Genomic DNA, 25692 nt, shown 5'->3' on the forward strand with positions numbered 1-25692 from the left:
GCCCACGGAACACTCACGTCCCGCACAAGGCTCCGAAAAAACAACCCAGAGGTTGTTCCTTCAGGACCCAACAGGGTGCTTAGCGCCGAACCCCAGCCGCACCAGGAGGAACCGTTCCACACCACCCCGAAGGATGGCCGTACTAGGTATCCCGGCCGTTGCCAGCATCCGACTCACCAGTGTCTCCGCCATTGAGCACCCCGACCCGACATTCGCGGACCGCGGGCTCCTTACCGACTTTCGTCGGAAGGTGCTCCTTAGAAAGGAGGTGATCCAGCCGCACCTTCCGGTACGGCTACCTTGTTACGACTTCGTCCCAATCGCCAGCCCCACCTTCGACGGCTCCCTCCACAAGGGTTGGGCCACCGGCTTCGGGTGTTGCCGACTTTCGTGACGTGACGGGCGGTGTGTACAAGGCCCGGGAACGTATTCACCGCAGCGTTGCTGATCTGCGATTACTAGCGACTCCGACTTCACGGGGTCGAGTTGCAGACCCCGATCCGAACTGAGACCGGCTTTTTGGGATTCGCTCCACCTCACGGTATCGCAGCCCATTGTACCGGCCATTGTAGCATGCGTGAAGCCCTGGACATAAGGGGCATGATGACTTGACGTCATCCCCACCTTCCTCCGAGTTGACCCCGGCAGTCTTCGATGAGTCCCCGCCATAACGCGCTGGCAACATCGAACGAGGGTTGCGCTCGTTGCGGGACTTAACCCAACATCTCACGACACGAGCTGACGACAGCCATGCACCACCTGTGACCGCCCCCGAAGGACCTGCCATCTCTGACAGTTTTGCGGCCATGTCAAACCCAGGTAAGGTTCTTCGCGTTGCATCGAATTAATCCGCATGCTCCGCCGCTTGTGCGGGCCCCCGTCAATTCCTTTGAGTTTTAGCCTTGCGGCCGTACTCCCCAGGCGGGGCGCTTAATGCGTTAGCTGCGGCACAGGGAACCGGAGAGGCCCCCCACACCTAGCGCCCAACGTTTACAGCGTGGACTACCAGGGTATCTAATCCTGTTCGCTCCCCACGCTTTCGCTCCTCAGCGTCAGTATCGGCCCAGAGACCCGCCTTCGCCACCGGTGTTCCTCCTGATATCTGCGCATTTCACCGCTACACCAGGAATTCCAGTCTCCCCTACCGAACTCTAGCCTGCCCGTATCGACTGCAGGCCCGCAGTTGAGCTGCGGGTTTTCACAGTCGACGCGACAAGCCGCCTACGAGCTCTTTACGCCCAATAAATCCGGACAACGCTCGCGCCCTACGTCTTACCGCGGCTGCTGGCACGTAGTTGGCCGGCGCTTCTTCTGCAGGTACCGTCACTTACGCTTCGTCCCTGCTGAAAGAGGTTTACAACCCGAAGGCCGTCATCCCTCACGCGGCGTCGCTGCATCAGGCTTCCGCCCATTGTGCAATATTCCCCACTGCTGCCTCCCGTAGGAGTCTGGGCCGTGTCTCAGTCCCAGTGTGGCCGGTCGCCCTCTCAGGCCGGCTACCCGTCGTCGCCTTGGTAGGCCATCACCCCACCAACAAGCTGATAGGCCGCGAGCCCATCCCAGGCCGAAAAACTTTCCACCACCAACCATGCGGTCAGAGGTCCTATTCGGTATTAGCCCCGGTTTCCCGGGGTTATCCCAAAGCCTAGGGCAGGTTGCTCACGTGTTACTCACCCGTTCGCCGCTCGAGTACCCCGAAGGGCCTTTCCGCTCGACTTGCATGTGTTAAGCACGCCGCCAGCGTTCGTCCTGAGCCAGGATCAAACTCTCCAACAAAAACTTGTTGAAAAACTGTCCCGACAACAAAAAGTGTTGCCAAAGGAATCCAAGACCAACAAACCACCGAAACGGTCTGCCAGCCAAGGGGTATAAATCAATTTGGCACTGGCTTATCAAGCACCCTGTTGAGTTCTCAAAGAACAACCACACACCGCCCGGAAACCCCACACCGTGGAGCCCCCGACCCGGGGCATTTCGTTCACATCCCCGCCGCTCCCGCGCCGGGCACTTTTACTACGCTACCTCGCCGTCCGCGCCGTGTCAAACCGTTTGTCCCGGTCTGTCGTGCTTCGTACGGGTTGGCGCCGACGAGCGCACGCAGCGGCGGACCGCTGCGATTGATCATCGGATTTGGCAGACCGGCCGCTCTGCGGTCTCCCGCGAGCTCGCCCGGTTTCCTGCCGGCCGTGAACCTTACCCGGTCGGCTCCGCTGCGCCAAATCCGCCTCGCGGCAGTTTCGGCGAGCCCCGCCCGGACCGCGCCCTCCAGGGTTTGCCACCCTGTCCGGCCCGGCACCAACTCGGTTCGGCACCCCCAGGACCTTCGCCCTGTTTGCCCCGTTCCGCGCTGGCAGAGAGAAAGTTACGCGTCTGCTGGTTTGAACGTCAAATCGGGGGGTAGCGGCGCCCGTCACACCATTACCGGCTCACTATCCCGCCTGGTCAGGAGACCGGGTCCACAGCTCGCCGGCGGGCCACCCGCCACGCGCGGACGCCGAGCACACCGACGGTGGTGCCGATGAGCAGGGACGCCGCGATCAGCAGGGCGTGGATCCAGAGGAAGCCGGTGGCCGGGAACTCCCCGACGGTGCCGGAGGACCAGGACCGGGGATCGTTCCAGATGGCGACCGCGAACCTCGGCCAGATCACCCAGGTCCAGACTCCGACCCCGGTGAGGAAGAGGGCCCAGCCTCGCGACAGCACCATGGCCGCCGAGTATGCCAGCGCGTCAGCGTCAGGGATGGCGGAGTTGCCGGAAGGTGATCGAGTAACACAGGTCGGGCACCGCGGGATGCTGTGTCGCCAGCGCTCCCGGGCCGCGCCGGCGAGCACGTGCGCCGACTGTGGCGCCAGCTCCACCTCGTACACCTTGCGGTCGTCGCCCGTGCCCTGCTGGAAGCGCAACAGGCCCCGTGCAGCTCGACGGGCAGCGCCTGGGCGGCCGTGAGCTGGTAGGAGCCGTGGTCGTAGTCGAAGCCGAACTGCGGACCGTCCGCCGGGCGATCCGTCCGTGCATGCGGACCTCCCGGAAGTCGAACGCCGCGAGCGCGGTCAGCAGTGACTGCTCCTCGTCGGGCTCGATCAGCTCCGGCTGGTACGTCAGTCCCGCCGGCCGCTCGTGGACGCCCCGCATCCGCCCCATCGGACCGACGATAACGGCGGCGCAACGGGGCCCGTCGGGCGAATTCTCAACGACGGTCGACAATTCGGTTACGCGGTCCCGGAACGGGAGGCCCGCGTGGTCACGGACCTCCCGGACCGCTTCCTCAGAAGCAGGTGCCGATGCCACCGATCGCCGGGTTCGCCCGGTCGTGGTAATGGATCGTGCCGCCCGCGTCGGCCATGAAACCGCCCCAGATGATGCAACCACCCCTGACGTACGCCCGGGTCGGCCCGGCCGCCCAGAACCTGTCGCCGTCGTCGATCCGGGTCGGCAGGTACTGGGCGGCGAGGTAGACCTGGGTGCGGGTCGGGGCGCCCACGTAGGCGGACTTGACGGTGACGGTGCAGCCGTAGCCGGTGACCGGGTGGTACAGCAGGTAGACGGTGCCGAGCGGAGCGCCGGTCTCCGCGTGGCGGATCGGGTCCTGGTCGAGGACGCCGTAGCCGAGCCCGCAGAGCGACTGCGGCGTGACGGGGTTGACGACGGCGGCCTGCGCGGCGGCGCCGGTCCCGGCCGCGAGGCCGAGCGCGACGGCGAGCACGACCCCGATCCGGCGAATGGTGCGGTACATCCGTGTCCCCTTTTCTCTCGGCGGAAGATGCGGGACCAGAATGGTCGGCCCGCAGCGGCGGAACGAATGTGCCGGATGGACACCTCGCATTGCCGGCGAATGTGCGCGCCCACAGTTTCCGCCGCTCCCACCTGCGGCCGGAACACTCCGTTCATCGACGTCGGGCGAATATGACGTACTTCGCACCGGAGACGTTCCAGTGAACCAAAAATTGCGCGTTGTTTCCCGCGGGCGCGGGCGGGGCACTGCCCTCCGGGACCGGCGCAGACCGTCATCGGAGGTGCCCCGTGCAGCCGTCGACCTTCAATCCCTGGACCTGGCGCGACCCGTCCGCCCTCGCCGGCGGATATTCCGGCGCCAACCCCGACTCAGCCCCGCCGGACGGGCCGGAGCCCGGCGGCGACGGGCCGGACGCCCCCGGTCCCGGCACCCCGCTCGACCTGGTCGGCTACCGGGTGGAGGCCACCGACGGGCGGATCGGCTCGGTCGACGAGGCCAGCGACGACACCGACGCCCGCTGGCTGGTGGTGGACACCGGGCCGTGGATCTTCGGCCGAAAGGTCCTGCTGCCCGCCGGCACGGTGACGCGGGTGGACCACCTGGAGCGCACCGTCCACGTGGACCGCACCCGCGATCAGGTGAAGGACTCGCCGGCCTTCGATCCGGACGCGTACGGCGAGCCCGGCTACCGGGACCGGATCGGCGACTACTACCGGGAGAGCTACCGCTAGGGCTGAGCGGGCAGGGCCGGACCCGCTACCGTGGGAAGCGTGGTCCGGCCGATCAGCTATGCGCCGGAGGCCGTCGACCCCGTCGACGGCCTCCCGCTCGGCGTCGTGACCACCTCTCCGACCCGCTCCGACGACGGCCGCGAGCGGATGATCGACGTACTTCGTGCCGGCGGACTGCGGTTCCGCGACGGCGCGCGATGGCGCTCGGCTCGCTGAGCCGACCCTGACCGACCCGGAGCACATACCGGTCGGCGCGCGCCCGCGCACACCTCTTCCACCAGGCACGAAAGGCGTACCACCATGTCCGTCGCACGAATGCTCACCGGGGACCGCCCCACCGGACGGCTGCACCTCGGCCACTACGTCGGCAGCATCGCCAACCGGGTGCGGCTGCACCAGCGCTACGAGAGTTTCTTCATCATCGCCGACCTGCACATGCTGACCACCCGCAACACCCGCGAGGACATCGAGCGGGTCGCGGCGAACGCCCGGGAGATGGTCACCGACGTCCTGGCCGCCGGCGTCGACCCGGCGCGCGCCACCTTCTACCTCCAGTCGGCCATCCCGGAGGTGGGCGACCTGAACACCCTCTTCCAGAACCTGGTCACGGTGCCCCGGCTGGAGCGCGTGCCCTCCCTCAAGGAGATGGCCCGCGACGCCGGCAAGGAGGAGATGCCCTACGGCCTGCTCGGCTACCCCGTGCTCCAGGCCGCCGACATCCTGTGCGTGAAGGGGCAGGTCGTCCCGGTCGGCAAGGACAACGCGGCGCACGTGGAGGTGACCCGGGAGATCGCCCGGCGCTTCAACCACCTCTACGGGGAGGTGTTCCCCGTGCCCGAGGCGATCGCATCCGAGACGCCGACCCTGGTCGGCACGGACGGCCGGATGAAGATGAGCAAGAGCCGGGGCAACGCGATCGCGCTCTCCGCCGACTCGGCGACGGTCCGCCGCGCCGTGATGGGCATGTACACCGACCCCAACCGGGTCCGCGCCGACGTGCCCGGCACCGTCGAGGGGAACCCGGTCTTCGCGTACCACGACCTCTTCAACCCCGATCGGGCGCAGGTCGACGACCTCAAGGAGCGCTACCGGGCCGGGCGGGTCGGTGACGTGGAGGTGAAGGAGAAGCTGGCCGTCGCGCTCGACCGGTTCCTGGACCCGATCCGGGAACGCCGGGCCCGCATCGAGGCCGAACCCGGACTGGTCGACCAGTTGATCTTCGAGGGCACGGAACGGACCCGGCGCGAGGTGCGGCAGACACTCGTCGAGGTCCGCCGGGCGATGGGCCTGACCAGCGCGTACACGCAGGTGCGTCGCCGGGCCGAGCGGCACCGCAAGGCCGCCGCCACGCCGGCCTGAGCGGGCGTACGACGGGAGCGGACGCTGCGGGAGGCGGGCCGCGTCGTGGCGGCGCAGGCGGCGGAGGCGGCCCGTCCGACGCGGCCCCGCCCCACCCGAATGGCCTGGCGGGCCCGGGGCACATGTCGCTAGTTTCTCGGTGTCTCATCGTCGTCGATCGGGGGAGTCGGCCGCGTGTCGCACATCGAGAAGATCACCGGGGAGCTGCGCGCGTTGGCGACCGGCGTCGACAGGGCGCAGGCGCTGGCCTCCGCCGCCGACAACCAGGCGCAGGAGGTGGCCCTGCGCGCCGCCGGTGCCGGCTTCGCCGCCGTGGCGGCGGGCCTGACCCGGGTACGCGACGGCATCTCGGCCGTCCGCGGCGGCCTGGGCGGCCTCGCGACCACCATCGGCGACGCCGCGACGAGCACCGCGGCCGTCCCGCAGGAGGCGAGCCCGCACGAGACGATCACCGGCCTGACTCCCGTGCAGAACGCGTGCGACGGCATCCGCGACACCGCCGCCGCCACCATCGCGCAGGTCCGCGAGACACGACAACTCGTCACCACCGTCCTGCACGGCGGCCAACCCGGCCCCCTCGTGCAGTCCCTGGAGAGCATCACGCAGGTCCTGAGCCTGGTCGCCCAGCGCACCGCCACCGCCCGGCAGGCGGTCGAAACGGCGATCGGCGAGGCCCGACAGCTGGGCTCCGCGGGAAACTGAGCGGGGCTGGCGGCGACACACCGACCAGCCCCGGCACCGCAGGCCCCGCCCCCAGCACCGCCTTCTCGGGTGCCACCACCGACCACGGGCCCGTCCACGCGAAGCCCACGCGCGACGGCACCGACGGCCAGACGCCCTGGACCAGGCCGGCCACCGACACCCCCGGCGGCACGCCGACCGGACCACGGACCCGAATATCACCCAAGGAGAGACCTACGGAACGCCGCAGCCTGGAACTGGAGAACGAGACCGCCGACACGATCGCCTACAAGGGCTACCGGGTGCACCAGAACCCCACGAAGCAGGAGATCGTGGCTGCGCAGAGGGAGACCGGCGACGTCGTCGGTCCGGGAAGGTCACCGGATTACCTGGTCGAAGGGCTCGTCTTCGATTGCTACGCTCCCACTTCCTCGGCACCGACCCGCTCCGTCTGGAGCGCGGTGGTCAAGAAGGTCGAGCGACAGCAGACCCAACGCGTGGTGCTGAACCTCCAGGACTGGCGCGGAGACCTCACCGCCCTGCAGAAGCAGTTCGACGACTGGCCGGTACCGGCGCTGAAGGAGCTGGTGGCGGTCACCAGAAGCGGCATGATCGTCGAGATCGTGCGGCGGGACTGAGAAAGGCCGAGTACATGTCCATCACCTACCGACTGACGCTCGCTGGCGACGTCCCGCTGGAGCAGTTGGCGGAGTTGGTCGCGCCGGGGGCGACCGAGACGACGACATACTCCGGCGACCGGATGCTCAGCGCGGACCTGAACGAGGCGTGCGGCTACGCCGTCAGCATCGTCGCCGGCAGCCACGGCTACTACGGGGCCGAGGATGACGGCGGCGTCGCGTGGGAGTGGGAACCGGCAACCTACGTCGACATCGACTTCCACATGCGCAAGGACACGCTGGGGGAGAAGGGCAGGCCGCACATGCTGCGGACCGTCGGCCGGGTGCTGGCCGACCGGCCCGAGGACGCGGCGCTGGTGCTCAACGACAACTGGTTGCTGCTGACCCGGGTCGACGGTGTGCTCCGCCGGCACAACGAGGCCGACTGGTACGACGAGGCGTACGACAGCTTCCTGCCCAGCTGACCCGCCGGACCGGCCCGCTCGGCCTTTCGGGTCCCCGTCGCACGGGCGCGGCCGTCCTACCATTCGGATCGTGGCGAACTTCGATGTCCCGACAGCGGTCGCGACGGTCTGGCAGCGGCAGGCGGCCTGGTCACGGGCGTCCGGCGAGGCCAAGCGCGTCATCATCCGCGCGCGCCTGACAGTCGCCGGGCTCACCGTGGGCGCCGCCGTGTGCGGCACCCTGGCCAACCAGCTCGGGCCGGTTCGTCCCGGCGCGGGCCGGGCGCTCGCCATCGTCGCGGCGGCGGCGCTGCTCGTGGTGCCGCTGGCCGCCCGGTGGGCCTCCCGCGACGCGGTGCACGCGTGGACCCGGCTCCGCTCGGTCTCCGAGGCGCTGAAGGCCGACACCTACCGCTACCTCGCCGGGGTCGCCCCGTTCCGGGGCCCGAACCGGGACGCCGTCCTGCTCGGCCGGTTCGACGCGCTCATGGACGACGCCGGCGACCTGGTCGGCCGCACCCTGGACACGCCGCCGGCCGCACGCCCGCTGCCGGCGGTCTCCGACATCGCGACGTACGTGACGGAACGGGTGCAGCGGCAGATCGACGCCTACTACCTGCCGGCCGCCCGCCGGATGGCCCGCGCCGCCAGGCGGGTCCGGTACGCGGCGACGGGCCTCACGATCGCCGCCGCCCTGGTCTCCGCGACGGTCGGGGTACTCGGCGACAACCTCGGGTTCACCGCCTGGATCGGCGTCGCGGCGACCGTGACCACCGCGCTGGTCGGCTACGGCTCCGCCCAGCAGTACGAGCACCACCAGATCGAGTACGCCCGCACCGCCGACCAGCTCACCCGGCTTCGTACGGCCCGGGAGGCCGGGCTGGGCTGGGCCGACGACGACGCGTTCGTCGCCGAGGCCGAGCGGATCATCTCGCTGTCCAACGAGGGCTGGATGGCGCGGACGATCGAGCAGGATGGCGCTGCGCAGCCGTGACATCACAGGTTGTGCCATATAGCATCGTCGATAGTCGTCGTTGACCGTCGCGGTGGGCGGCCGTCCGTCCACTCCCGACTGAATTGGGGAACCGACGTGAATCGCACCGCACGCCAGCCCGATCTCAGCCCGCCGCCGCTGGACGACCTCCGGCGCACCCCGCTCGGCCGCATCCCGCTCGACCGGGCCCGTTCCGTCGCCCGCGTGACCAGCCGTAGGGAGGATCGTCCGGCCCGTGTCGATGTCGCGGCCTTCAACTCTGCGATCTGAGCCGGCCGAGCCGGGTCGCCGACCCACCGACCGGGTCGCCCCGCTGACGCAGTACGTGCTCAAGCTGGTCAGCCGCTGCGACCTCGCCTGCGACCACTGCTACGTCTACGAACACCCCGACCAGTCCTGGCGACGCCAGCCCCGGATGATGGCCCCGGCCACCGTGCGGGCCGTCGCGGAGCGGATCGCGGAGCACGCGGCGGCGCACCGGCTCGACGGCGTACGGGTGGTGCTGCACGGCGGCGAGCCGCTGCTCGCCGGTGCCGCCCGCCTCGACGCCACCGCCGCCGCCCTGCGCCGCGTCATCGAGCCGGTGGCCCGGCTGGACCTGCGGATGCAGTCCAACGGTGTGCTGCTCACGCCGGCGACCTGCGAGGTGCTGGTCGCCCACGACGTCAAGGTGGGAATCTCCCTCGACGGCGACCGGGCCGCCAACGACCGGCACCGCCGGCACGCCAACGGGTCGAGCAGCCACCGGCAGGTGCTGCGCGCGCTGTCGCTGCTGCGCAGCCCCGCCTACCGCACCAGCTACGCGGGCATCCTCTGCACCGTCGACCTCGCCAACGACCCGATCCGGGTGTACGAGGCGCTGCTCGCCGAGGAGCCGCCGCACGTCGACTTCCTGCTGCCGCACGCCAACTGGGACAACCCGCCCGCCCGGCCCGACGGGCACACCACGCCGTACGCCGACTGGCTGCTGGCGGTCCACCGGCGCTGGCTGGCCGACGGGCGGCCGGTGCCGATCCGCCTGTTGGAGTCCCTGCTCTCCACCGCGTCCGGCCACGGCAGCCGCAGCGAGGCGGTCGGCCTCAGCCCGGCCGACCTGGTCGTCGTCGAGACCGACGGCACCTTCGAGCAGGTCGACTCGCTCAAGTCCGCCTTCGACGGCGCCGCCGCCACCGGCCTGGACGTCTTCCGGCACCGGGTGGACGACGCTGCGGCCCACCCGGCGATCGCCGTACGACAGAGTGGTCTCGCCGGCCTCTGCGCGACCTGCCGCGCGTGCCCGGTGGTCCGGCACTGCGGCGGCGGCCTCTACGCCCACCGCTACCGTGCCGGCAGCGGCTTCGACAACCCGTCCGCCTACTGCCCGGACCTGCTGAAGCTCGTCCGGGTGGTGACGGCGGCCCCGGTCGCCGACGAGCCGACCCGGCCCGCCGACCCGCTCGACGAGCGGGTTCTCGACGACCTCGCCTCCGGCGCCGGCACGGCGGCCTCGGCGGCACAGCTCGCCGCCGTCCACCTGGCGATGGTGCGCGCCCTGCTGGTCACGCTCAGCGAGCGCGTCGCGGGCGACCCGGTAGCGGCCGACGGGTGGCGGCTGCTGGTGCACCTCGACGACGCGCACCCCGACGCCGTCCGCGCCGTGCTGGCCCATCCCTTCGTACGCCGCTGGGCCCGGCGCTGCCGCGACGGCGCGGCCGAGCTGTCCTACCTGGCGTGCGTCGCGGCGGCCGCCGCCGTCCGCGCCGGGGTCCGGGCCGACCTGCCCGTCCCGGTGCGCGACGGGGTGGTCAGCCTGCCGACGCTCGGCGCGCTCGCCGTCGGCTGCGAGCGGGGCGTCGTCCGGCTCGTCACCGACGACGGGGACGTCCGGCTGCCCGGGCGGCGGGTCACCGCCGACGCGGGCCACGACGACGACCCGGCCCGGGAGGACGGGCCGGACGGCTGGCTGCCGGTGCGGTCCCTCCGCGTGGGCGGGGACCGGCTGCTGCTGGAGGACACCGACCCGCACCGGGAGTGCTACGACCTGCCGGTCGAACCTCGGCTGTCCGGCGCCGCCGCGCTGCGGTGGACGCGGCAGGTGGAGCGGGCGGTGCAGCGAATCGACGCCGAGGCGCCCGGCTACGCGGCGGGGGTCCGCACCCTGCTGCGGGCCGTCGTGCCGCTGCGCGCGGCGCCGGCCGGTCGCTCCCGCAGTGCCGCCGCCGGCGCCGCCTTCGGCGCGGTGGCCGTCATGCCCGTACCCGACGACGCCACCCTCGCCGTGCTGCTGGTCCACGAGGTGCAGCACCTCAAGCTCGGCGCGGTGCGGGACGTCTGCACCCTCTTCGAGCGCGACGGGAACCGGACGCTGCGCGTGCCGTGGCGGGAGGAGCCACGCCCCTTGGCGGAGGTGCTGCACGGCGCGTACGCCCGCCTGGCGGTCGCCGACGTGTGGCGGCACCGCCCCGGCCCGGCCGCCGGGGGCCACTTCCGTCGCTACCGGGCGTGGACCGACGGGGCCCTCGACGCCCTGCTCGGCGTCGACGCGCTGACCGCCACCGGCGAGCGGTTCGTCCGGGGGATGCGCGCCACGGTGGACGGGTGGTCGTGACCGCCGGTCTGCTCCGGCGCGACCCGCTGGCGACGGACCTGCGGGCGCTGGGACTGCCGCCGGGGGCCACCGTGCTGGTGCACTGCGCCCTGTCCCGCGTCGGTTGGCTCGCGGGCGGCCCCGCCGCCCTGCTGGCCGCCCTGCGGGACGTGCTGGGCGGGTCGGGCACGGTGGTCGTACCGGCGCAGACGGCCGGGAACTCGACGACGTCGCGGCCGTTCCGGGCGGCGACCGCCGGAATGAGCGCCGCCGAGGTCGCGGCGGCCGAGGCGGCCATCGCGCCGTTCGACCCGGAGCACAGCCCCACCCAGGGCATGGGGGTCTTCGCCGAGCACGTACGCCTACAGCCGGGGGCGGCGCGGAGCCGACACCCGCAGACGTCCTTCGCCGCCCTCGGCCCCGACGCGGCCCGGCTGACCGCCGTCCACGACCTCGACTGCCACCTCGGCGAACGCTCTCCGTTGGGCGCGCTCTACGCCGCCGACGCCGTGGTGCTGCTGCTCGGCGTCGACTGGTCCGTCTGCACGGCGTTCCACCTGGCCGAGTACCGGCTGCGCCGGCCGCCGGCCGACCGGGCGTACCGGTGTTACGTGCGCGACGCCGCCGGCCGGCGGGTCCGGCGCGACTTCCGGGCCCCGGACCTGCACGACACCGACTTCCCGCTGATCGGTCTGGCCCTGACGGACACCGGCGCGGTGCGGCGCGGGCGGGTCGGCGGCGCCGACTGTCGGCTCGTGGGTGTCCGGGTGGCCGTCGACTTCGCCCGGGAGTGGATGGATGAGCACCGGCGGTGACGGGCGGGGCAGCGGAGAGTTGGCCGCGCTCGATACTGTGGACGGTCGGGAGTCGCCGCACCGGTCGGGAGCCTCAGGTGGCAGAGGAAACACTCTGGGAGGACGAGAGCGCCCCCGTGTTCTTCCTCAGCTACGCCCACAAGAAGAACCAGGTCGCGGCACCCCGGGACACCAACCAGAAGGTCTTCCAGCTCTTCGTCGACCTGTCCGACCACGTCGTCGAGCTGCTCGGCCTCGGCCCTGGGCGCACGGCGGGTTTCATGGACCGGATGCTCGACGGAGGGCAGGTGTGGACCGACGACCTCGCCTTCGCCGCCGGGCACTGCCAGGTCTTCATCCCGTTGATCTCCACCCACTACCTCAACAGCGACTGGTGCGCCCGGGAGTGGGACGCGTTCACCCGCCGGCCGATCCTGACCCGGCCGGGCGCCGAGCCGTCGGCGGGGGAGACGCCGGTCATTCCGGTGAACTGGTCCCTGGTGGAGCGTCGCCGCCTGCCGGCTGCCGTGTCGCGGCGGCAGATGTTCACCCCCACCCGGCTGCCCCCGGAGATCGCCCCGCAATACCACGAAGAGGGCATCTACGGCCTGCTGAGCCTCGGCGACACCGGCAAGGCCGCCTACGACGCGGTGGTCTGGCGGCTGGCGCAGCGCATCGCCCGGGCCTACCAGACGCACTGGGTGCAGGCCCAGGTCCCCGCCGACGTACGGCAGTTGCGCACCACGTTCGAGGAGGGCGGACATGACGTGGTCTGACCCCGCCCCGCCCCGCGGCGCGTCCCGCCGGGAGACCTACTTCTTCCTCAGCTACGCGCACTCGGTGCCGCTGTCGGCCGGTGTCCGGCCGGACACCGACTACTGGGTCAACCGGTTCTTCAACGACCTGGCCACCGCCGTCCGGAACGCCGCCACCAGGGGCGGCGACCTCGACGCCGGCTTCTACGACGGCCAGGTCAGCCCGGGCGCCGACCTGCGGCAGACGCTCACCGACGCGCTCAGCCTCGCGCACGTCTTCGTGCCGCTGCACTCGCCGAACTACTTCCGCAACGCGTGGGCCCTGGGCGAACGCGAGTCGTTCCGCAGCCGGCTCACCCGGCTCGCGCCGGCGCAGGCCGAGCGGCACCTGGTGCCGGTGCTGTGGCTGCCGCTGCCGTCCTGGGGCGACCGGCCGGAGACGACCCGGGCCCTCGACCTGGTCGAAGACGCCAACCACCGGGCCGACTACGCCGAGAACGGCCTGCGTGCCCTCTGCAAGCTCAGCGCCTACCACGACCAGTACCTGGGCGTCCTCGACGCGCTGGCGAAGCGGATCGTCACGGTGGCGGAGCGGCAGCCGCTGGCCCGGTCCCGGGCGGCGACGCTGTCCAGCCATCCGGTGCCCGACAGCGTCGGCCCGGCGCTGGTCGTCACCACCCTCACCGACCACGCACGGTGGCGGCCCTACGCGGGGCAGCACGAGTTGGCCGTGGCCGACTACGTCGCCGCGACCGCCGAGCGGCTCGGTCTGCCCACCCGGGTCGTCGACCTGGCGGCGGCCCGGGCCCTGGCGCCGCGGAGCCCCACCGTCGTGCTGGTGGACGCCGCGACCGGAGCGACCGCCATCCGGTCGGCGCTGGACGACCTGCCCCGCTGGGTCGTGCCGCTGGTCATCGCCGCCGACCACGAGCGCGGCGAGACGGCGCCCGAGTCGGTCTCCGAGACGTTGCAGGGCGCCGGGTTCCCGCGGGTCATGCCGGTACGGGCGATCGACGAGTTCGAGCGCTGCACCCCGCTGCTGGTCACCGAGGCCCGCAAACAGTTCCTCCGGTACGGCCCGGTCGACCCGCCGGACGGCCCGGTCACCCCGAGGCCCAGCCTGCGCCCGGCCCGGTCGCCCGACGGACCGACGGGGTCCGGCCCGGGCCTGCCGCCGCTGCGGCCGTTCGACACGACGCGAGGGAAGGACGAGCGATGACGCCATCGCGCGAAGGGCAGGTCATCACCTTCTACTCCTACAAGGGCGGTACGGGCCGCACGATGGCGCTGGCCAACACCGCCTGGATCCTCGCCGCGAACGGCCAGCGGGTGCTCGTCGCCGACTGGGACCTGGAGTCTCCCGGCCTGCACCGCTTCTACGCCCCGTTCCTCGACGCGGAGCAGGTCGCCACCACCGGCGGCGTCATGGACCTGATCCTCGACTACGAGTGGGAGAACGCCCGCCGGCGCGAGGAGACCGGCGCCGACCCCCGCCCCGGCGACTGGCACCGGGAGTACGCGCGCGTCCACCGCTACGCGTTCTCGGTGGGTTGGGAGTTCCCCGGCGGCGGCAGCCTGGACCTGCTGCTGGCCGGCCGGCACAACCCCGACTACGCGACGAGCGTGACCGGCCTCAACTGGGACAACTTCTACAACCGGCTCGGCGGCGCGCAGTTCTTCGACGCGCTGCGCGAGGACATGAAGCGGCACTACGACTACGCGCTCATCGACAGCCGCACCGGCATCAGCGACGTCGCCGAGATCTGCACCATCCACCTGCCCGACGTCCTGGTCGACTGCTTCACCCTCAGCGACCAGGGCATCGACGGCGCCGCGGCGGTGGCCGCCCGGGTGCGCGACTACGAGGGACGCCGGGCCCGCCGGGTGCTGCCCGTGCCGATGCGGGTCGACGACGGGGAGAAGAGCAAGCGCGACGCCGGGCGGTCGCTGGCCATGCAGAAGTTCACCGGCCTGCCGGGCGGCATGACCGACAGCGAGCGGCAGGCCTACTGGCTCACCGTCGAGGTGCCCTACCGCGCGTACTACGCCTACGAGGAGACGCTGGCGACCTTCGGCGACGAGCCGGGCGGGCGCACCACCCTGCTGTCGGCGTACGAGACGTTGACCAGCCACATCACCAACGGCAGGATCACCGGCCTGCCCCGGATGGACGACCAGTTGCGCCGCCGGACGGTGCAGCGCTTCGAACGCAAGCCGGCGGTCGTCGACGAGCTGATCCTGCTCCGGCACGCGCCCGAGGACCAGATCTGGGCGGAGTGGGCGCAGGCGGTGCTCAACTCCGCGGATCTCCGGGTGGTGACCGCCGTGCTGGACGGGCCGGCACCTGAGCCGGCCGGCACGGCGTTCCGCGAGGTACGGCTGGTCTCCCGGGCCTACCTGGCGGCCCAGCGCTCCCGCACCGGCCCCGAGGACCGGGCCGCGCCGAGCTGGCTGGCCGTGCACGTCGACGACACCCCGCCCATGCCGGACGTTCCGGTCGGGAGCTGGACGTCCGTGCACGACCTCACGGCCGAGGACGCGGCGACCCACCTGCTGAAGCTGGTCGGCCGGACGGTGGGTGCCGCCGGTCTGCGCCCGGCCCGCTTCCCGGGCGTACGCGCCGGGGTGTTCAACGCGCCGGCCCGCAACGCCCGCTTCACGGGGCGCGAGGAGCTGCTGCGCAGGCTCCGGGAGGAGCTGAAGGCCGCGGGCGGCGGGACGCCGGTCGCGCTGCGGGGCGGCCCCGGTCTCGGCAAGACGCAGCTCGCCATCGAGTACGCCCACCGGTTCCGGGGCGCGTACGACATCATCTGGTGGGTCGCCGCCGACCCGCCGCAGTTCGTCGACGTGCGGATGGTGGAGCTCGCCGAGGAGCTGGGCCTGCCCCAGACCACGATCCCGGAGACCAACCGGGCGCTGCGGCAGCGGCTGAGCCAGACCGAGCGCCGCGCCGACGGCAGCCCGCCGCCGCACTGGCTGCTCATCTTCGACAACGCCGACCTCTACGAGGACGTCCGGCCCTACCTGCCGCAGGGCAACGGGCACGTGCTGGTCACCACCCGCAACCCGGACTGGGGCGACCTGGCGCGGGCCGTGGACGTCGACGAGTTCGAGCGGGCGGAGAGCGTGGCGCACCTGCGCGCCCGCCTGGGCGAGCACCTGATGAGCGTCGCCGAGGCCGAGCGGGTCGCCGACGCCGTGGAGAACGTGCCGATCTTCGTCGCGACGGTCGGGGCGTGGCTGGCCGACACCCGCACGCCGGTCGACGAATACCTGGCCGGGCTGCGCCGCACCGGCCTGGAGACGGAGGTCTGGGACCTCCCGTTGCAGCGGCTCAGGGAGGGGTCCCCGGGGGCGTACCGTCTGCTTCAGCTCGCGTCGGTGCTCGCCCCGGAGATCTCCCTCGACCTGCTCTACGGCGACCAGGTGGCGCGGGTCATCGCCCCGCACGACCCGGTGGTCGCCGCGCGGGTGGCCGACCGGGTGTCCGAACGTGACATCGCGGCGACGCTGGTGCAGCGGATGAACAAGCTCGCGCTGATCAAGCTGGATCCGCACGCCCACCGGGTGCAGGTGCACCGGCTGTTGCAGACCGCCCTGCGCGCCCGGATGAGCGACGACGAACTGGTCACGGCCAAGCACGAGGTGCACCAGATCCTCGCGGGGTCCCGACCGCCGGGCGAGGTGGAGGACCCGGCGAACCGGCAACGGTTCCGGATGCTCTGGCCGCACCTCGACGGCTCCGGCGCGATCTCCTGCGACGACGACGACGTCCGGCAGCTGGTCATCGACCGGGTCCGCTACATCTACGTCAGCGGCGGGTACGAGCAGGGCGAGCGGTACGCGCGGGAGACCGAGGCCGTCTGGTCGGCGCTGCTGGAGGAGCTGCCGCCGGACGGGCCGGAGCACCGCAAGCTGCGCGTCCAGCTGCTGCACCTGCGGTTCAACTGGGCGAACCTGCTGCGCAGCCTCGGGCGGTTCGAGGAGGCCTACCGGCTGGACGAGGACACGCTGCGCCAGCAGGAGAAGCTGATCGGCGACAGCCACCCGCACACGCTGATGACCGCCGGCGGCTACGGGGCGGACCTGTGCACCCTGGGTCGATACCAGGAGGCGCTGGAGCGCACCCAGCGGACGTACGCCGCGTCGGTCGAGGTCTTCGGCGAGGACCACCGCCGCACGCTCAACGCGGCGAACAACCTCGCCGCGTCGTACCGCCTGGTGGGGATGTTCGACAGGGCCCTCGACCTCGACGGGGCCACCAACCGGCGGCTCCGGGTCGTGCTCGGCCCGGAGCACCCGAACACCCTGGTGTCGGCCAACAACCTCGCCCGCGACCTGCGGGAGACCGGCGACTACGAGGGTTCCGTGGCGCTGCTGCGGGAGGTGGTGACCGGCTACCGGAACCTCTTCGGCGACCACTCCCGTGCCGTGCTCACCGCGCAGGCCAACCTGGCCGTGTCGCTGCGCAGCACCGGAGACATCGCCGAGGCGGCCCAACTGCTCGACGAGACCTACCAGCGGCTGCTGGCCACCCTCGGGCCGACCAACCCGGACACGCTGTTCAGCCGGCTCAGCCGGACGGCCAACTTGATGTTGCAGGGGCAGAACGCGCAGGCCCTGACGGAGCTGAGCGAGGTGGAGCAGCAGTTCGTCCAGGTCTTCGGCGCCGAGCACCCGTACTCGTTGGTCTGCCGGATCAACCTCGGCGTGGCCCTGTGGGACGCGGGCGACACCGGCACCGGCCGGTCGCTCACCGACACGACGACGCGGACGATGCTCACCACGCTCGGCGAACGGCATCCGTTCGCCATGGCGGCGGCCAACAACGTCGCGGTCTTCACCATCCTCGCCGGGGAGCCGGAGAAGGGCCGCGACCGGCTGCGGGCCGTGATGGAGCAGCTCACCGAGGTGCTCGGGCCCGAGCACCCCGACACGCTGCGGGCGCGGGGCAACCTGGAGACCGCCCATCAGGCGTTGTCGGGCGGGCGGGTGAGCATCGGGCGGATGCGGATCGCCGACCGGCTCGCCAACCGGGTCGGGCAGCACCATCCCAGCGTCGTGGTGTTGCGCGACGGGCGGTACGTGCGCCGGGTGCTCGACCCGCACCCCTACTGACCGGGTCGCGCGCCGATCAGCAGGTCGGCGCCGAGTGCCGCGTCGGGGTCGACGAGCCAGCGCAGGATGCGCGGCAACTCCTCGACCGCGTCGAAGTGCGCCGCGCCGGGCTGCACCTCCATCTCGGCGCCGGGGATCTGCGCGGCCAGCCAGCGGCCGTGGCTGACCGGGGAGAAGTTGTCGTCGGCGCCGTGCCACAGCCGCACCGGCGTCGCCGAGGTGTCGATCGCTCCGAGGTCGAACCCCCAGGGGCGGCGGAAGGCCAGCACGTCGTCGATCCACCCGTACGGGCCGGAGCGGAGCGCCTCCGCGTAGGTGTCGGTGATGAGTCGCCGTAGGGCCGGGTCGTTGACCGCCCGGCGGTCCGCCGTGCTCATCTCCGTCCTCAGGTCCGCCAGGAGCAGTCGCGGATCCGCGGCGGCCCGCTCGGCGCGCTGGCGGATCTCCTCGACGACGGCGGCCGTGTCGGGGCTGCCGACGCCGAATCCGCGGACGTTGCCGGTGTTCATGCCATTGACCCAGTCCAGCTCGATCGCGTTCCAGGGGGCGAGACTGACCAGCACCGCCACCCGGGTCACCCGGCCGCGCAGCCGCGCGTCGGCGGCGCAGGCGAGGGCGTGCGGGCCGCCGCCGGAGCGGCCGACGACGGCGAAGTTCTGCACGCCAAGGTGGTCGGCGATCGCCTCCACGTCGCGGGCGGCGTCGGCGACGTCGCGGTCCTCGCGGCGGTCGGAGTCGCCGTAGCCGGGTCGGTCGTAGGCGATCAGCCGGACGCCCATGCGGTAGAGGACGATGCCGCGGGGCTTCGGGCCACGGCGGCTGCCGGGCGTGCCGTGGAGCAGGAAGACGGGGAAGCCGTCGGGCGCGCCGGTCACCTCGTACGCCACGCGTCTGCTGTCCTCGCGTTCGGCGAAGTCGGCCCCTGGCTCGCCGTCTCGGGTCACTCCGTCCTGCCCTTCGGTGCCGCAACCAGCCAATACTCGCAACCCGGCATCGAGTAGAGACGATGTGTCCGGCGACTCCACTCAGCAATCGAGCCTAATGGTCAAGCCCGCCACGCCGCTATGCCGAGCGGGAACAAGCGGCCGGATCTGTCGGAAACGACACCTACGGTCCCCCTGGGCTGGAACTTCCGGCTGCCCCTTCCGCCGGGTGGCCGGGGGCGGGTCCACATCGTGGGCGGCCGGCGGGCCGGCGGGCCAGCGTGGTCCGCCGGGCCGGCGTGGTCCGCCGGGCCGGCGTGGTCCGCCGGGCCGGCGTGCGGCGGCTCACGAGGTGGGGACGCGCGCCGGGTCAGCCGGCCAGCGTCTCGAGGGCGTCGTCGAGGCGGGGCTCGCGGCCGTCGGCGAAGACGTCGAGGAACTCCTCGCCGGGCGGAGCCCAGAACTGGTTACGGGGCTCGTCCCGCCAGTCGCAGGTGATCTCGCAGCCCCACGAGTGCAGGTACGTCCGCTGGTCCGGCTGCCCGCGCTGGAACAGCGGGTCGCCGACGATCGGGAAGCCCAGCCAGGCCAGGTGGACGCGGATCTGGTGGCGTCGACCGGTGACCGGCTTGAGCACCAGCAGCGTACGGTCGCCGCTGACCAGCGCCGTCGCGAAGTCGGTACGCGACTCGTAGGACGGCTTGGAGCGGTCGACGGCCGACTCCGGCAGCGCGAAGCGGCGGCGCTCGGCGTCGTAGCGGATGGCGTCGCGCTCCCCCGCGATCCGGATGGTGCCCTTGCGGCCCGGCCGCAGCGGCAGGTCGATGGTGCCCCGGTCGGGCAGCCGCGCCCCCTCGACCCAGGCCAGATAGCGCTTGTCGGCACCCCGGTCGGCGAACTGCCGGGTCAGCGACGCGTGCGCCGAGGGCGTCCTGGCGAGCAGCAGCAGTCCCGAGGTGACCTTGTCGATGCGGTGCACCCAGTGCACCGGCTCGCCGGCGGCGGCAGCCAGGTCGGTGAGGGAATCGGTGTGCCGCTCGCCCATGACGGAGATGCCCGGGGGCTTGTCGAGCACGAGCAGGTGGTCGTCCTCGTACACGGGCCGGCGCCGAAGCTCCGACCAACTGAAGGTGGTCATCATCGCCTCGGCTCTCGACTGTCCTGAGCTGCTCCGGGTCGCCGCCGGCGCGCCTGGGCAGCGGTGCCGCGCGGAGCGGGATTCGCACCGGCCAGGTGGGCCGGCCCGGCGAGGATATCAACCCGACGACCGCGCCTACCGAGGTCGACCGGCGCCCCGGACCGCCGCGCCGCCACCCTCCGCGGCTGACGCCGGCCGCCGCCGCACCGCGCCCCGGCGCTCAGCCAGACTGCCCGGCCGACGCCCCGGGCCGCCGGGATGCCCGGCCGACGTATCCCGCCGGGATGCCCGGCCGACGCGCCCGGCCGGTTTCGTCAGGCGAACCGCCACCGGGTGGCGCTGAAGCCGGATCCCTTGTCCATGCCGACCACCTTGGCCGGGGTCACCCGGAAGACGACGTACGGCGACGGTCCGATGCCGTCGCCGTCGATCCCGCCGTCGACCGGGGTCACCTCCCAGCCGTACTTCTTCCCGTAGGCCTCGGCGACGCGCCGCAGCGTCGCCGGGTCGCTGATCCGCGATGCCGTGCCCTCGATCGACAGATCCAGCTCGGGGCTGCCGACGGTCAGGACGCAGTGCGGGTTGGCGGCCAGGTTGTCGACCTTGTGAGCGGACCCGCTGGAGCAGAAGTACATGCCGTCGTCGAGCCACAGGGCCAGCAACGGCACGGCGTGCGGCCGGCCGTCCGGACGGACGGTGGACAGGAAGAACTCTCCCGCCTCCGTCAGCCGCTCGTGCGCCCGCGACCAGGGCATCGGCTCGGCGCCTTCGCTGGCGAAGGACGGTTCCGCGACCGGCTCACGGTTCACGAGGGGTTCCCCTTCCGACGACGACGGCGTGACGGGCACAGCACGCAGGGTATCGCCGGACGCCCCTTTCCGCGAGCGGGCAGCCCGGCGGCGCGCGGAGTGTCGGAAGGTGCGCACCCGCCCCGGTGCCCGCACGGGAAAACGGCTTGACCTCAACCTCACTCCAGGTTCTAGGTTCGCGGCATGAGCATGGAAGTCACCGCGTGGATGTCCCTGCACCACGCGATGCATCAGCGCGAGCAGCGGCCCTTCTCGAAGGCGACCCTCAAGCGGATCGGCGGCTTCGCCCGCCCGCACCGCCGCCTGCTCGGGTGGTTCCTGGCGGGCAGCGTCGTGGCCGCAGTGCTGACCGTGGCCGCTCCGGTGCTGGCCGGGCGGGTGGTCGACGCGATCGTCACCGGCACCGACACGTCGACGGTGGTGCGGCTGGCCGTGGCGATCGCCGTCATCGCCCTCGCCGAGGCCGGGCTGGGGCTGCTCACCCGCTACCAGTCGGCGCGGATCGGCGAGGGCCTCATCGTCGACCTGCGGACGGCCGTCTTCGACCACGTGCAGCGGATGCCGGTCGCGTTCTTCACCCGGACCCGCACCGGCGCCCTGGTCTCGCGGCTCAACAACGACGTGATCGGGGCGCAGCAGGCGTTCAGCGACACGCTCTCGGGCGTGGTCGGCAACGCCGTGACGCTGGTCCTCACGCTCGCGGTGATGCTGACCTTCTCCTGGCAGATCACCCTGCTGGCGCTGCTGCTGCTGCCCATCTTCGTGCTGCCCGCCCGGAGGATGGGCCGCAGGCTGGCCCGGCTCGAACGGGAGGCGGCCGACCTCAACGCGGCGATGAGCACCCGGATGACCGAGAAGTTCTCCGCGCCCGGCGCCACGCTGGTCAAGCTCTACGGGCGACCGGCGGAGGAGTCCGCCGAGTTCGCCGTCCGCGCCCGGCGCGTCCGCGACATCGGCGTGCGTACCGCCATGTTGCAGACCGTCTTCATCACGGCCCTCACGGTGGTCGGTTCCCTCGCGCTGGCTCTGGTGTACGGCCTGGGCGGCGTCTACGCCATCCGCGGGCAGCTCGACGCCGGCGCGGTCGTCGCGCTCGCCCTGCTGCTGTCGCGCCTGTACGCGCCGCTGACCTCGCTCGCCAGCGCGCGGGTGGAGATCATGAGCGCACTGGTCAGCTTCGAGCGGGTCTTCGAGATCCTGGACCTCAAGCCGATGATCGAGGACAGGCCGGACGCCCGGCCGCTGCCCGACGGGCCGGTGGCGGTCGAGTTCGACGACGTCCGCTTCGGGTACCCGTCGGCGGAGAAGGTCTCCCTGGCCTCGCTGGAGGACGTCGCGAAGCTCGACGCCCGCGGCGGCGAGGAGGTGCTGCACGGGATCTCGTTCCGCGCCGAACCCGGGCAGATGGTCGCCCTGGTCGGCTCGTCGGGCGCCGGCAAGTCCACCATCGCGCAACTGCTGCCCCGCCTGTACGACGTGGAGGCCGGCGCCGTACGGCTCTCCGGGCGTGACGTCCGCGACCTGACCGGCGACTCGATCCGGGACGCCCTCGGGGTGGTCACCCAGGACGGTCACCTGCTGCACGACACGATCCGCGCCAACCTGCTCTACGCCCGGCCGGACGCGGGCGAGGACGACCTGTGGGACGTGCTGCGCCGGGCCAGGTTGGCCGACCTGATCCGCTCGCTGCCGGACGGCCTGGAGACGGTCGTGGGCGAGCGCGGATACCGCCTCTCCGGCGGCGAACGACAGCGACTCACCATCGCCCGGCTGCTGCTGTCCCGCCCGCGCGTGGTGATCCTCGACGAGGCCACCGCGCACCTCGACTCGACGTCCGAGGCGGCGGTGCAGGCGGCGCTGGGCGAGGCGTTGACGGGCCGGACCAGTGTGGTCATCGCGCACCGGCTCTCCACGATCCGTTCCGCCGACCAGATCCTGGTGCTCGAACAGGGCCGGATCGTGGAACGCGGCCGGCACCCCGACCTGCTGGCCCGGGGCGGCCGGTACGCCGAGTTGTACCGGACCCAGTTCGACCAGCCGGTGCCGGCCTGACGGTCCGCCGCCCAAGGTGCGCGGGGCGGGCGGCGGACCAATACTGCGTCCATGGGGATACGTCTCGGCAGCGTCGTGATCAATTGTGCGGATCTCGACGTGATGACGAAGTTCTGGGCCACCGCGCTGCACCTGACGCCCGGCCCGGTCGTCGACGAGGGACGCTTCCGGGTGCTGCGGGGGCGTCGGGTCAACGTCTCGCTCCAGGTCGCGCAGAGCCCGGTCGGCGCCCGCGACCAGATGCACTTCGACCTCTACACCGACGACCAGGCCGGCGAGGTGCAACGCCTGCTCGCGCTGGGCGCCAGCTACGTGCGGCACGACCACGACCCCAGCGACGACTACGTCGTACTCACCGATCCCGAGGGCAACGAGTTCTGCGTCTGCGCCGTCGCCGAAGGTGAATGAGGCCGTCTTTTCCTCGCGTCGGGCGGTTCAGCGCCGGTTGCGCGAGCGACGGGTCGCCAGGAAGCCGCCGACGACCGCCGCCACGACCGGCAGGAGGCAGCAGATCGTCAGGACGAACAGGTGCCACGGCTTGACGGATCCCACGGCCACGAGGATAGGCGCCGCGCGCCAGCGGCACGACACTCCCCGGCAGGTCACCGGCGTACCGAGCACACGGGGAGAAGACACACCGGTCCCTCTCCCACCATTCTGGGACTAGCCGCGCCTGGCCTGGCGGTCCGGCCGCCGGACCCGCCGGCCGCCCGCCGGACCAGACCGAGAGGAACGAACAGGTGGCTGAGCCGCACCAGTTCGGCGTCCGGACCTGGGACCGGGCCGGTCACCGACCGCTGGCGTGAGCTTCGCCGAGGCCTACGGGACCGGCAGGCACCGGTCGCCCGCCAGACCAGTCCGATGTGCCGGTCGCCTGAGTCCGCCGGCGGCCCGTCGCCCCGATCTGTCACCGCAACCGAGCACCTGGAGGAGGCCATGGCGTTTGGTGACCGTCGTCCGCGCCGGGAAGGAACTCGCCCGCCCGGGCCTGCCCGAGGTGCGGACCGCTGACCGGCACGCCCTGATGAACCCCGACACCGACACCGATGCCGAGCCGTGCGGCCGGGTGCTGTGCGGCCGCGAACCGAACCCGCTCTACCGGTGCCGGCGATGTGCGCGCCCGCCGACACCGACCTCCGGAAGGGAGCAACCACATGACCTCCACCGAATCCGTGACGGACGCCCAGCAGGCCGTGGCCGCCGTACCCCAGCGCATCGTCGAGGCATGGGCCAAGCACGACGCCGACGCCTTCGCCGCGCAGTTCGCCGAGGACGGCACGATGATCCTGCCCGGCCTCTACCGCAAGGGGCGCACGGAGATCAGGGACTACATGGCTGCCGGCTTCGCCGGGCCGTACCGGGGCACCCGGGTGACCGGTCAGCCGTTCGAGGTGCGCATCCTCTCTTCCGACACGGCGCTGCTGCTGACCGAGGGGGGCGTGCTGGCCGAGGGTGAGTCCACCGTCGCGCCGGAGCGGGCCATCCGGGCATCCTGGCTGCTGCACCGCCAGGACGGGCGCTGGCTGCTCGCCGCCTACCAGAACAGCCCGGCCCAGCCTGGCTGACCGGCACGGACCGACACACCGCACCGGGGGCGTCGCGATCGCGGCGTCCCCGGTGCGCTGCCCAGAGCGCGTACCACCGCACCAACGGCCACGACGCCGCGCCGCCCCGCCGGGTCTGGCGGGGCGGCGCGGTGGGTACGCGGGGCGTCAGGACAGGGACGGCACCGGCGCGCTCAGCCGGACCGGCAGGCTGCGGTGCCCGTTCATGATGAACGTGGGCAACGGGGTCAATTCGTCGGGGTCGACCGCCAGGGCCATCTCTGGGAACCGGTCGAAGAGGCTGGACAGGCCCACGGTGGCGACCAGCCGGGCCACGCCGGCGCCGAGGCAGTAGTGCGGCCCGTGCCCGAAGGAGAGGTGCTCCTTGTCGGCGCGGGTGACGTCGAACTCGCCCGGGGCGTCCGCGTGCAGGGCCGGGTCCCGGCCGACCGCCGCGTAGTTGACCAGGATCGGGTCGCCCGCCGGGATGGTCACGCCGTCCAGGTCGATGTCCTCCACGGCGTAGCGCAGCGGCAGGTGCGCCAGTGGCGACTCCACCCGCAGCGTCTCGTCGATGACGTCGTCCCAGTTCGCCGCGCCGGTACGGACCAGCTGCAACTGCTCCGGGTGGGTGAGCAGGGCGGTGATGGCGTTGTCGAAGAAGTTGATGGTGGTCTCCGAGCCGGCGCCCAGGATGGCGAAGATGGTGTCGGTCAGCTCCGCCTCGGTGAGCCGGGTGCCGTCGACGTCGCGGGCCGCGATCAGGTCACTGGTGATGTCCTCGCCGGGGTTGCGACGCTTCTCGGCGATCAGTTCCGTCATCGCGGCGCGCCAGTCCTGGAGGATCTGCTGGGCCTGCTGCGGCGACACGGTGGTGTCCACCATCATGTCGATCGCCTTGGCCGTCTCGACCCGGGCCTCCTCGGACATGCCGATGAGGTCGGCAACCAGCCGGGCCGGCAGCGGGTAGGCGAACTCCGCCCGCAGGTCGACGACTTCGCCCGGGGCGCGGGCAGCCATCCGGTCGAGCAGCTCACCGGTCAGCTCGACCACCCGCGGGCGGATCATTTCCGTGCGGCGCGGGGTGAACGCCTTGCCGACCAGCCGGCGCAGCCGCACGTGGTCCCGCCCGTACGAGGTGACCATGTTGTCCATGGCGATCCAGCTGATCATCTCCCAGTCGGGCGGGATCTCACCGTTGATGAACGCGGGCCAGTGGTTGCGGGCGCTCTTGGTGACCCGGGGATCGGTCAGCACCTTCTTGATCGTCGCGTAGCTGTTGAGCGACCAGGCCAGGACCCCGCCGGGCAGTTCCACGCGGGTCGCCGGGCCCTGCGCCCGCAGGCCGTCCGCCTCCGCGTGGATGCGACTGCCGGTGGTGTCCAGCCTGATCGGGCAGCGCTGTTCCATCGG

At 72.0% G+C, this 25692-nt stretch carries 21 protein-coding genes and 1 rRNA gene; 15 read left to right on the forward strand and 7 right to left on the reverse strand.

Annotation, left to right across the window (positions count from 1 at the left end):
* Positions 1–261: 261 nt before the first annotated feature.
* The 3 genes from CLT72_RS20340 to CLT72_RS20350 all read right to left on the reverse strand — a co-directional run bounded on the left by CLT72_RS20340 (position 262) and on the right by CLT72_RS20350 (position 3734).
* Positions 262–1776, reverse strand: a 16S ribosomal RNA gene (locus CLT72_RS20340).
* Between the two features lie 666 nt (positions 1777–2442).
* Positions 2443–2904, reverse strand: coding sequence for an SCO4848 family membrane protein (locus CLT72_RS32925; RefSeq protein WP_396803244.1), 462 nt, complete (start codon positions 2902–2904; stop codon positions 2443–2445).
* Between the two features lie 362 nt (positions 2905–3266).
* A complete protein-coding gene (locus CLT72_RS20350; RefSeq protein ID WP_101413148.1) occupies positions 3267–3734 on the reverse strand; it encodes a hypothetical protein in 468 nt (155 codons plus the stop codon).
* 287 nt (positions 3735–4021) lie between these two features.
* Between CLT72_RS20350 and CLT72_RS20355 the strand changes: the two genes are divergently transcribed.
* The 12 genes from CLT72_RS20355 (at position 4022) to fxsT (ending at position 17813) form a co-directional block, all read left to right on the forward strand.
* Entirely contained in the window at positions 4022–4465 is a 444-nt protein-coding gene (locus CLT72_RS20355) for a PRC-barrel domain-containing protein (protein ID WP_101413149.1), read from the forward strand.
* Positions 4466–4504: 39 nt separating this feature from the next.
* Positions 4505–4681: a hypothetical protein gene (locus CLT72_RS31975; RefSeq protein ID WP_157747272.1), complete on the forward strand. Its 177-nt coding sequence runs from the start codon at positions 4505–4507 to the stop codon at positions 4679–4681.
* Positions 4682–4765: 84 nt separating this feature from the next.
* Positions 4766–5824: a tryptophan--tRNA ligase gene (trpS, locus tag CLT72_RS20360; RefSeq protein ID WP_101413150.1), complete on the forward strand. Its 1059-nt coding sequence runs from the start codon at positions 4766–4768 to the stop codon at positions 5822–5824.
* A 174-nt stretch (positions 5825–5998) separates the two neighbouring features.
* Positions 5999–6526 (forward strand): DUF6244 family protein, encoded by a 528-nt coding sequence (locus tag CLT72_RS20365; protein WP_101413151.1) that lies wholly within the window; start codon positions 5999–6001, stop codon positions 6524–6526.
* A gap of 194 nt (positions 6527–6720) precedes the next feature.
* Entirely contained in the window at positions 6721–7143 is a 423-nt protein-coding gene (locus CLT72_RS20370) for a CdiA C-terminal domain-containing protein (protein ID WP_101415283.1), read from the forward strand.
* 14 nt (positions 7144–7157) lie between these two features.
* Complete coding sequence (locus CLT72_RS20375; protein WP_101413152.1) at positions 7158–7607, forward strand: SitI3 family protein; 450 nt, start codon at positions 7158–7160, stop codon at positions 7605–7607.
* Between the two features lie 70 nt (positions 7608–7677).
* Complete coding sequence (locus CLT72_RS20380) at positions 7678–8580, forward strand: DUF4231 domain-containing protein (RefSeq protein WP_101413153.1); 903 nt, start codon at positions 7678–7680, stop codon at positions 8578–8580.
* Positions 8581–8821: 241 nt separating this feature from the next.
* Positions 8822–11167, forward strand: a complete 2346-nt coding sequence (locus tag CLT72_RS20385; protein ID WP_101415284.1) for an FxsB family cyclophane-forming radical SAM/SPASM peptide maturase — start codon at positions 8822–8824, stop codon at positions 11165–11167.
* Positions 11164–11961 carry an AAC(3) family N-acetyltransferase gene (locus tag CLT72_RS20390; protein WP_374208812.1) on the forward strand — a complete coding sequence of 266 codons (798 nt, stop codon included), beginning with the start codon at positions 11164–11166 and terminating at the stop codon, positions 11959–11961. The genes CLT72_RS20385 and CLT72_RS20390 overlap by 4 nt, the downstream gene beginning before the upstream one ends.
* A 77-nt stretch (positions 11962–12038) precedes the next feature.
* Complete coding sequence (locus CLT72_RS20395; RefSeq protein ID WP_101413154.1) at positions 12039–12716, forward strand: TIR-like protein FxsC; 678 nt, start codon at positions 12039–12041, stop codon at positions 12714–12716.
* Positions 12703–13914, forward strand: a complete 1212-nt coding sequence (locus tag CLT72_RS20400; protein WP_350823045.1) for a TIR-like protein FxsC — start codon at positions 12703–12705, stop codon at positions 13912–13914. The genes CLT72_RS20395 and CLT72_RS20400 overlap by 14 nt, the downstream gene beginning before the upstream one ends.
* A complete protein-coding gene (gene fxsT / locus CLT72_RS20405; RefSeq protein WP_101413155.1) occupies positions 13911–17813 on the forward strand; it encodes an FxSxx-COOH system tetratricopeptide repeat protein in 3903 nt (1300 codons plus the stop codon). The genes CLT72_RS20400 and fxsT overlap by 4 nt, the downstream gene beginning before the upstream one ends.
* Here fxsT and CLT72_RS20410 read toward each other — a convergent pair.
* From CLT72_RS20410 to CLT72_RS20420, 3 genes are all read right to left on the reverse strand, one after another.
* Entirely contained in the window at positions 17807–18757 is a 951-nt protein-coding gene (locus tag CLT72_RS20410) for an alpha/beta fold hydrolase (protein ID WP_101413156.1), read from the reverse strand. The genes fxsT and CLT72_RS20410 overlap by 7 nt on opposite strands.
* A 349-nt stretch (positions 18758–19106) precedes the next feature.
* The gene (locus CLT72_RS20415) at positions 19107–19874 is read right to left on the reverse strand and encodes an RluA family pseudouridine synthase (RefSeq protein WP_101415286.1); all 768 of its coding nucleotides are present in this window, start codon (positions 19872–19874) and stop codon (positions 19107–19109) included.
* 314 nt (positions 19875–20188) lie between these two features.
* Complete coding sequence (locus CLT72_RS20420; protein WP_158242044.1) at positions 20189–20683, reverse strand: pyridoxamine 5'-phosphate oxidase family protein; 495 nt, start codon at positions 20681–20683, stop codon at positions 20189–20191.
* Between the two features lie 183 nt (positions 20684–20866).
* Here CLT72_RS20420 and CLT72_RS20425 point away from each other — a divergent pair, with 183 nt between their 5' ends.
* The 3 genes from CLT72_RS20425 to CLT72_RS20435 all read left to right on the forward strand — a co-directional run bounded on the left by CLT72_RS20425 (position 20867) and on the right by CLT72_RS20435 (position 24300).
* A complete protein-coding gene (locus CLT72_RS20425; protein WP_101413158.1) occupies positions 20867–22735 on the forward strand; it encodes an ABC transporter ATP-binding protein in 1869 nt (622 codons plus the stop codon).
* Positions 22736–22786: 51 nt separating this feature from the next.
* Complete coding sequence (locus CLT72_RS20430) at positions 22787–23143, forward strand: VOC family protein (protein WP_101413159.1); 357 nt, start codon at positions 22787–22789, stop codon at positions 23141–23143.
* A gap of 746 nt (positions 23144–23889) precedes the next feature.
* Complete coding sequence (locus CLT72_RS20435) at positions 23890–24300, forward strand: SgcJ/EcaC family oxidoreductase (RefSeq protein WP_101413160.1); 411 nt, start codon at positions 23890–23892, stop codon at positions 24298–24300.
* Positions 24301–24447: 147 nt separating this feature from the next.
* Here the strand turns inward: CLT72_RS20435 and CLT72_RS20440 are convergent, their stop codons facing one another.
* Positions 24448–25689 (reverse strand): cytochrome P450 family protein, encoded by a 1242-nt coding sequence (locus CLT72_RS20440; protein WP_101413161.1) that lies wholly within the window; start codon positions 25687–25689, stop codon positions 24448–24450.
* Between the last annotated feature and the right edge of the window lie 3 nt (positions 25690–25692).

This window comes from Micromonospora sp. CNZ309 (assembly GCF_002846525.1).

Bases quoted from the DNA above. Each gene is read 5' to 3' on its own strand.
- CLT72_RS20440 (WP_101413161.1), bottom strand. From the start codon at position 25,689: ATGGAACAGCGCTGCCCGATCAGGCTGGACACCACCGGCAGTCGCATC.
- CLT72_RS20375 (WP_101413152.1), top strand. From the start codon at position 7,158: ATGTCCATCACCTACCGACTGACGCTCGCTGGCGACGTCCCGCTGGAG.
- CLT72_RS20350 (WP_101413148.1), bottom strand. From the start codon at position 3,734: ATGTACCGCACCATTCGCCGGATCGGGGTCGTGCTCGCCGTCGCGCTC.
- CLT72_RS20385 (WP_101415284.1), top strand. From the start codon at position 8,822: ATGTCGCGGCCTTCAACTCTGCGATCTGAGCCGGCCGAGCCGGGTCGC.
- CLT72_RS20415 (WP_101415286.1), bottom strand. From the start codon at position 19,874: ATGACCACCTTCAGTTGGTCGGAGCTTCGGCGCCGGCCCGTGTACGAG.
- CLT72_RS20435 (WP_101413160.1), top strand. From the start codon at position 23,890: ATGACCTCCACCGAATCCGTGACGGACGCCCAGCAGGCCGTGGCCGCC.
- fxsT (WP_101413155.1), top strand. From the start codon at position 13,911: ATGACGCCATCGCGCGAAGGGCAGGTCATCACCTTCTACTCCTACAAG.
- CLT72_RS20430 (WP_101413159.1), top strand. From the start codon at position 22,787: ATGGGGATACGTCTCGGCAGCGTCGTGATCAATTGTGCGGATCTCGAC.
- trpS (WP_101413150.1), top strand. From the start codon at position 4,766: ATGTCCGTCGCACGAATGCTCACCGGGGACCGCCCCACCGGACGGCTG.
- CLT72_RS20400 (WP_350823045.1), top strand. From the start codon at position 12,703: ATGACGTGGTCTGACCCCGCCCCGCCCCGCGGCGCGTCCCGCCGGGAG.
- CLT72_RS20425 (WP_101413158.1), top strand. From the start codon at position 20,867: ATGAGCATGGAAGTCACCGCGTGGATGTCCCTGCACCACGCGATGCAT.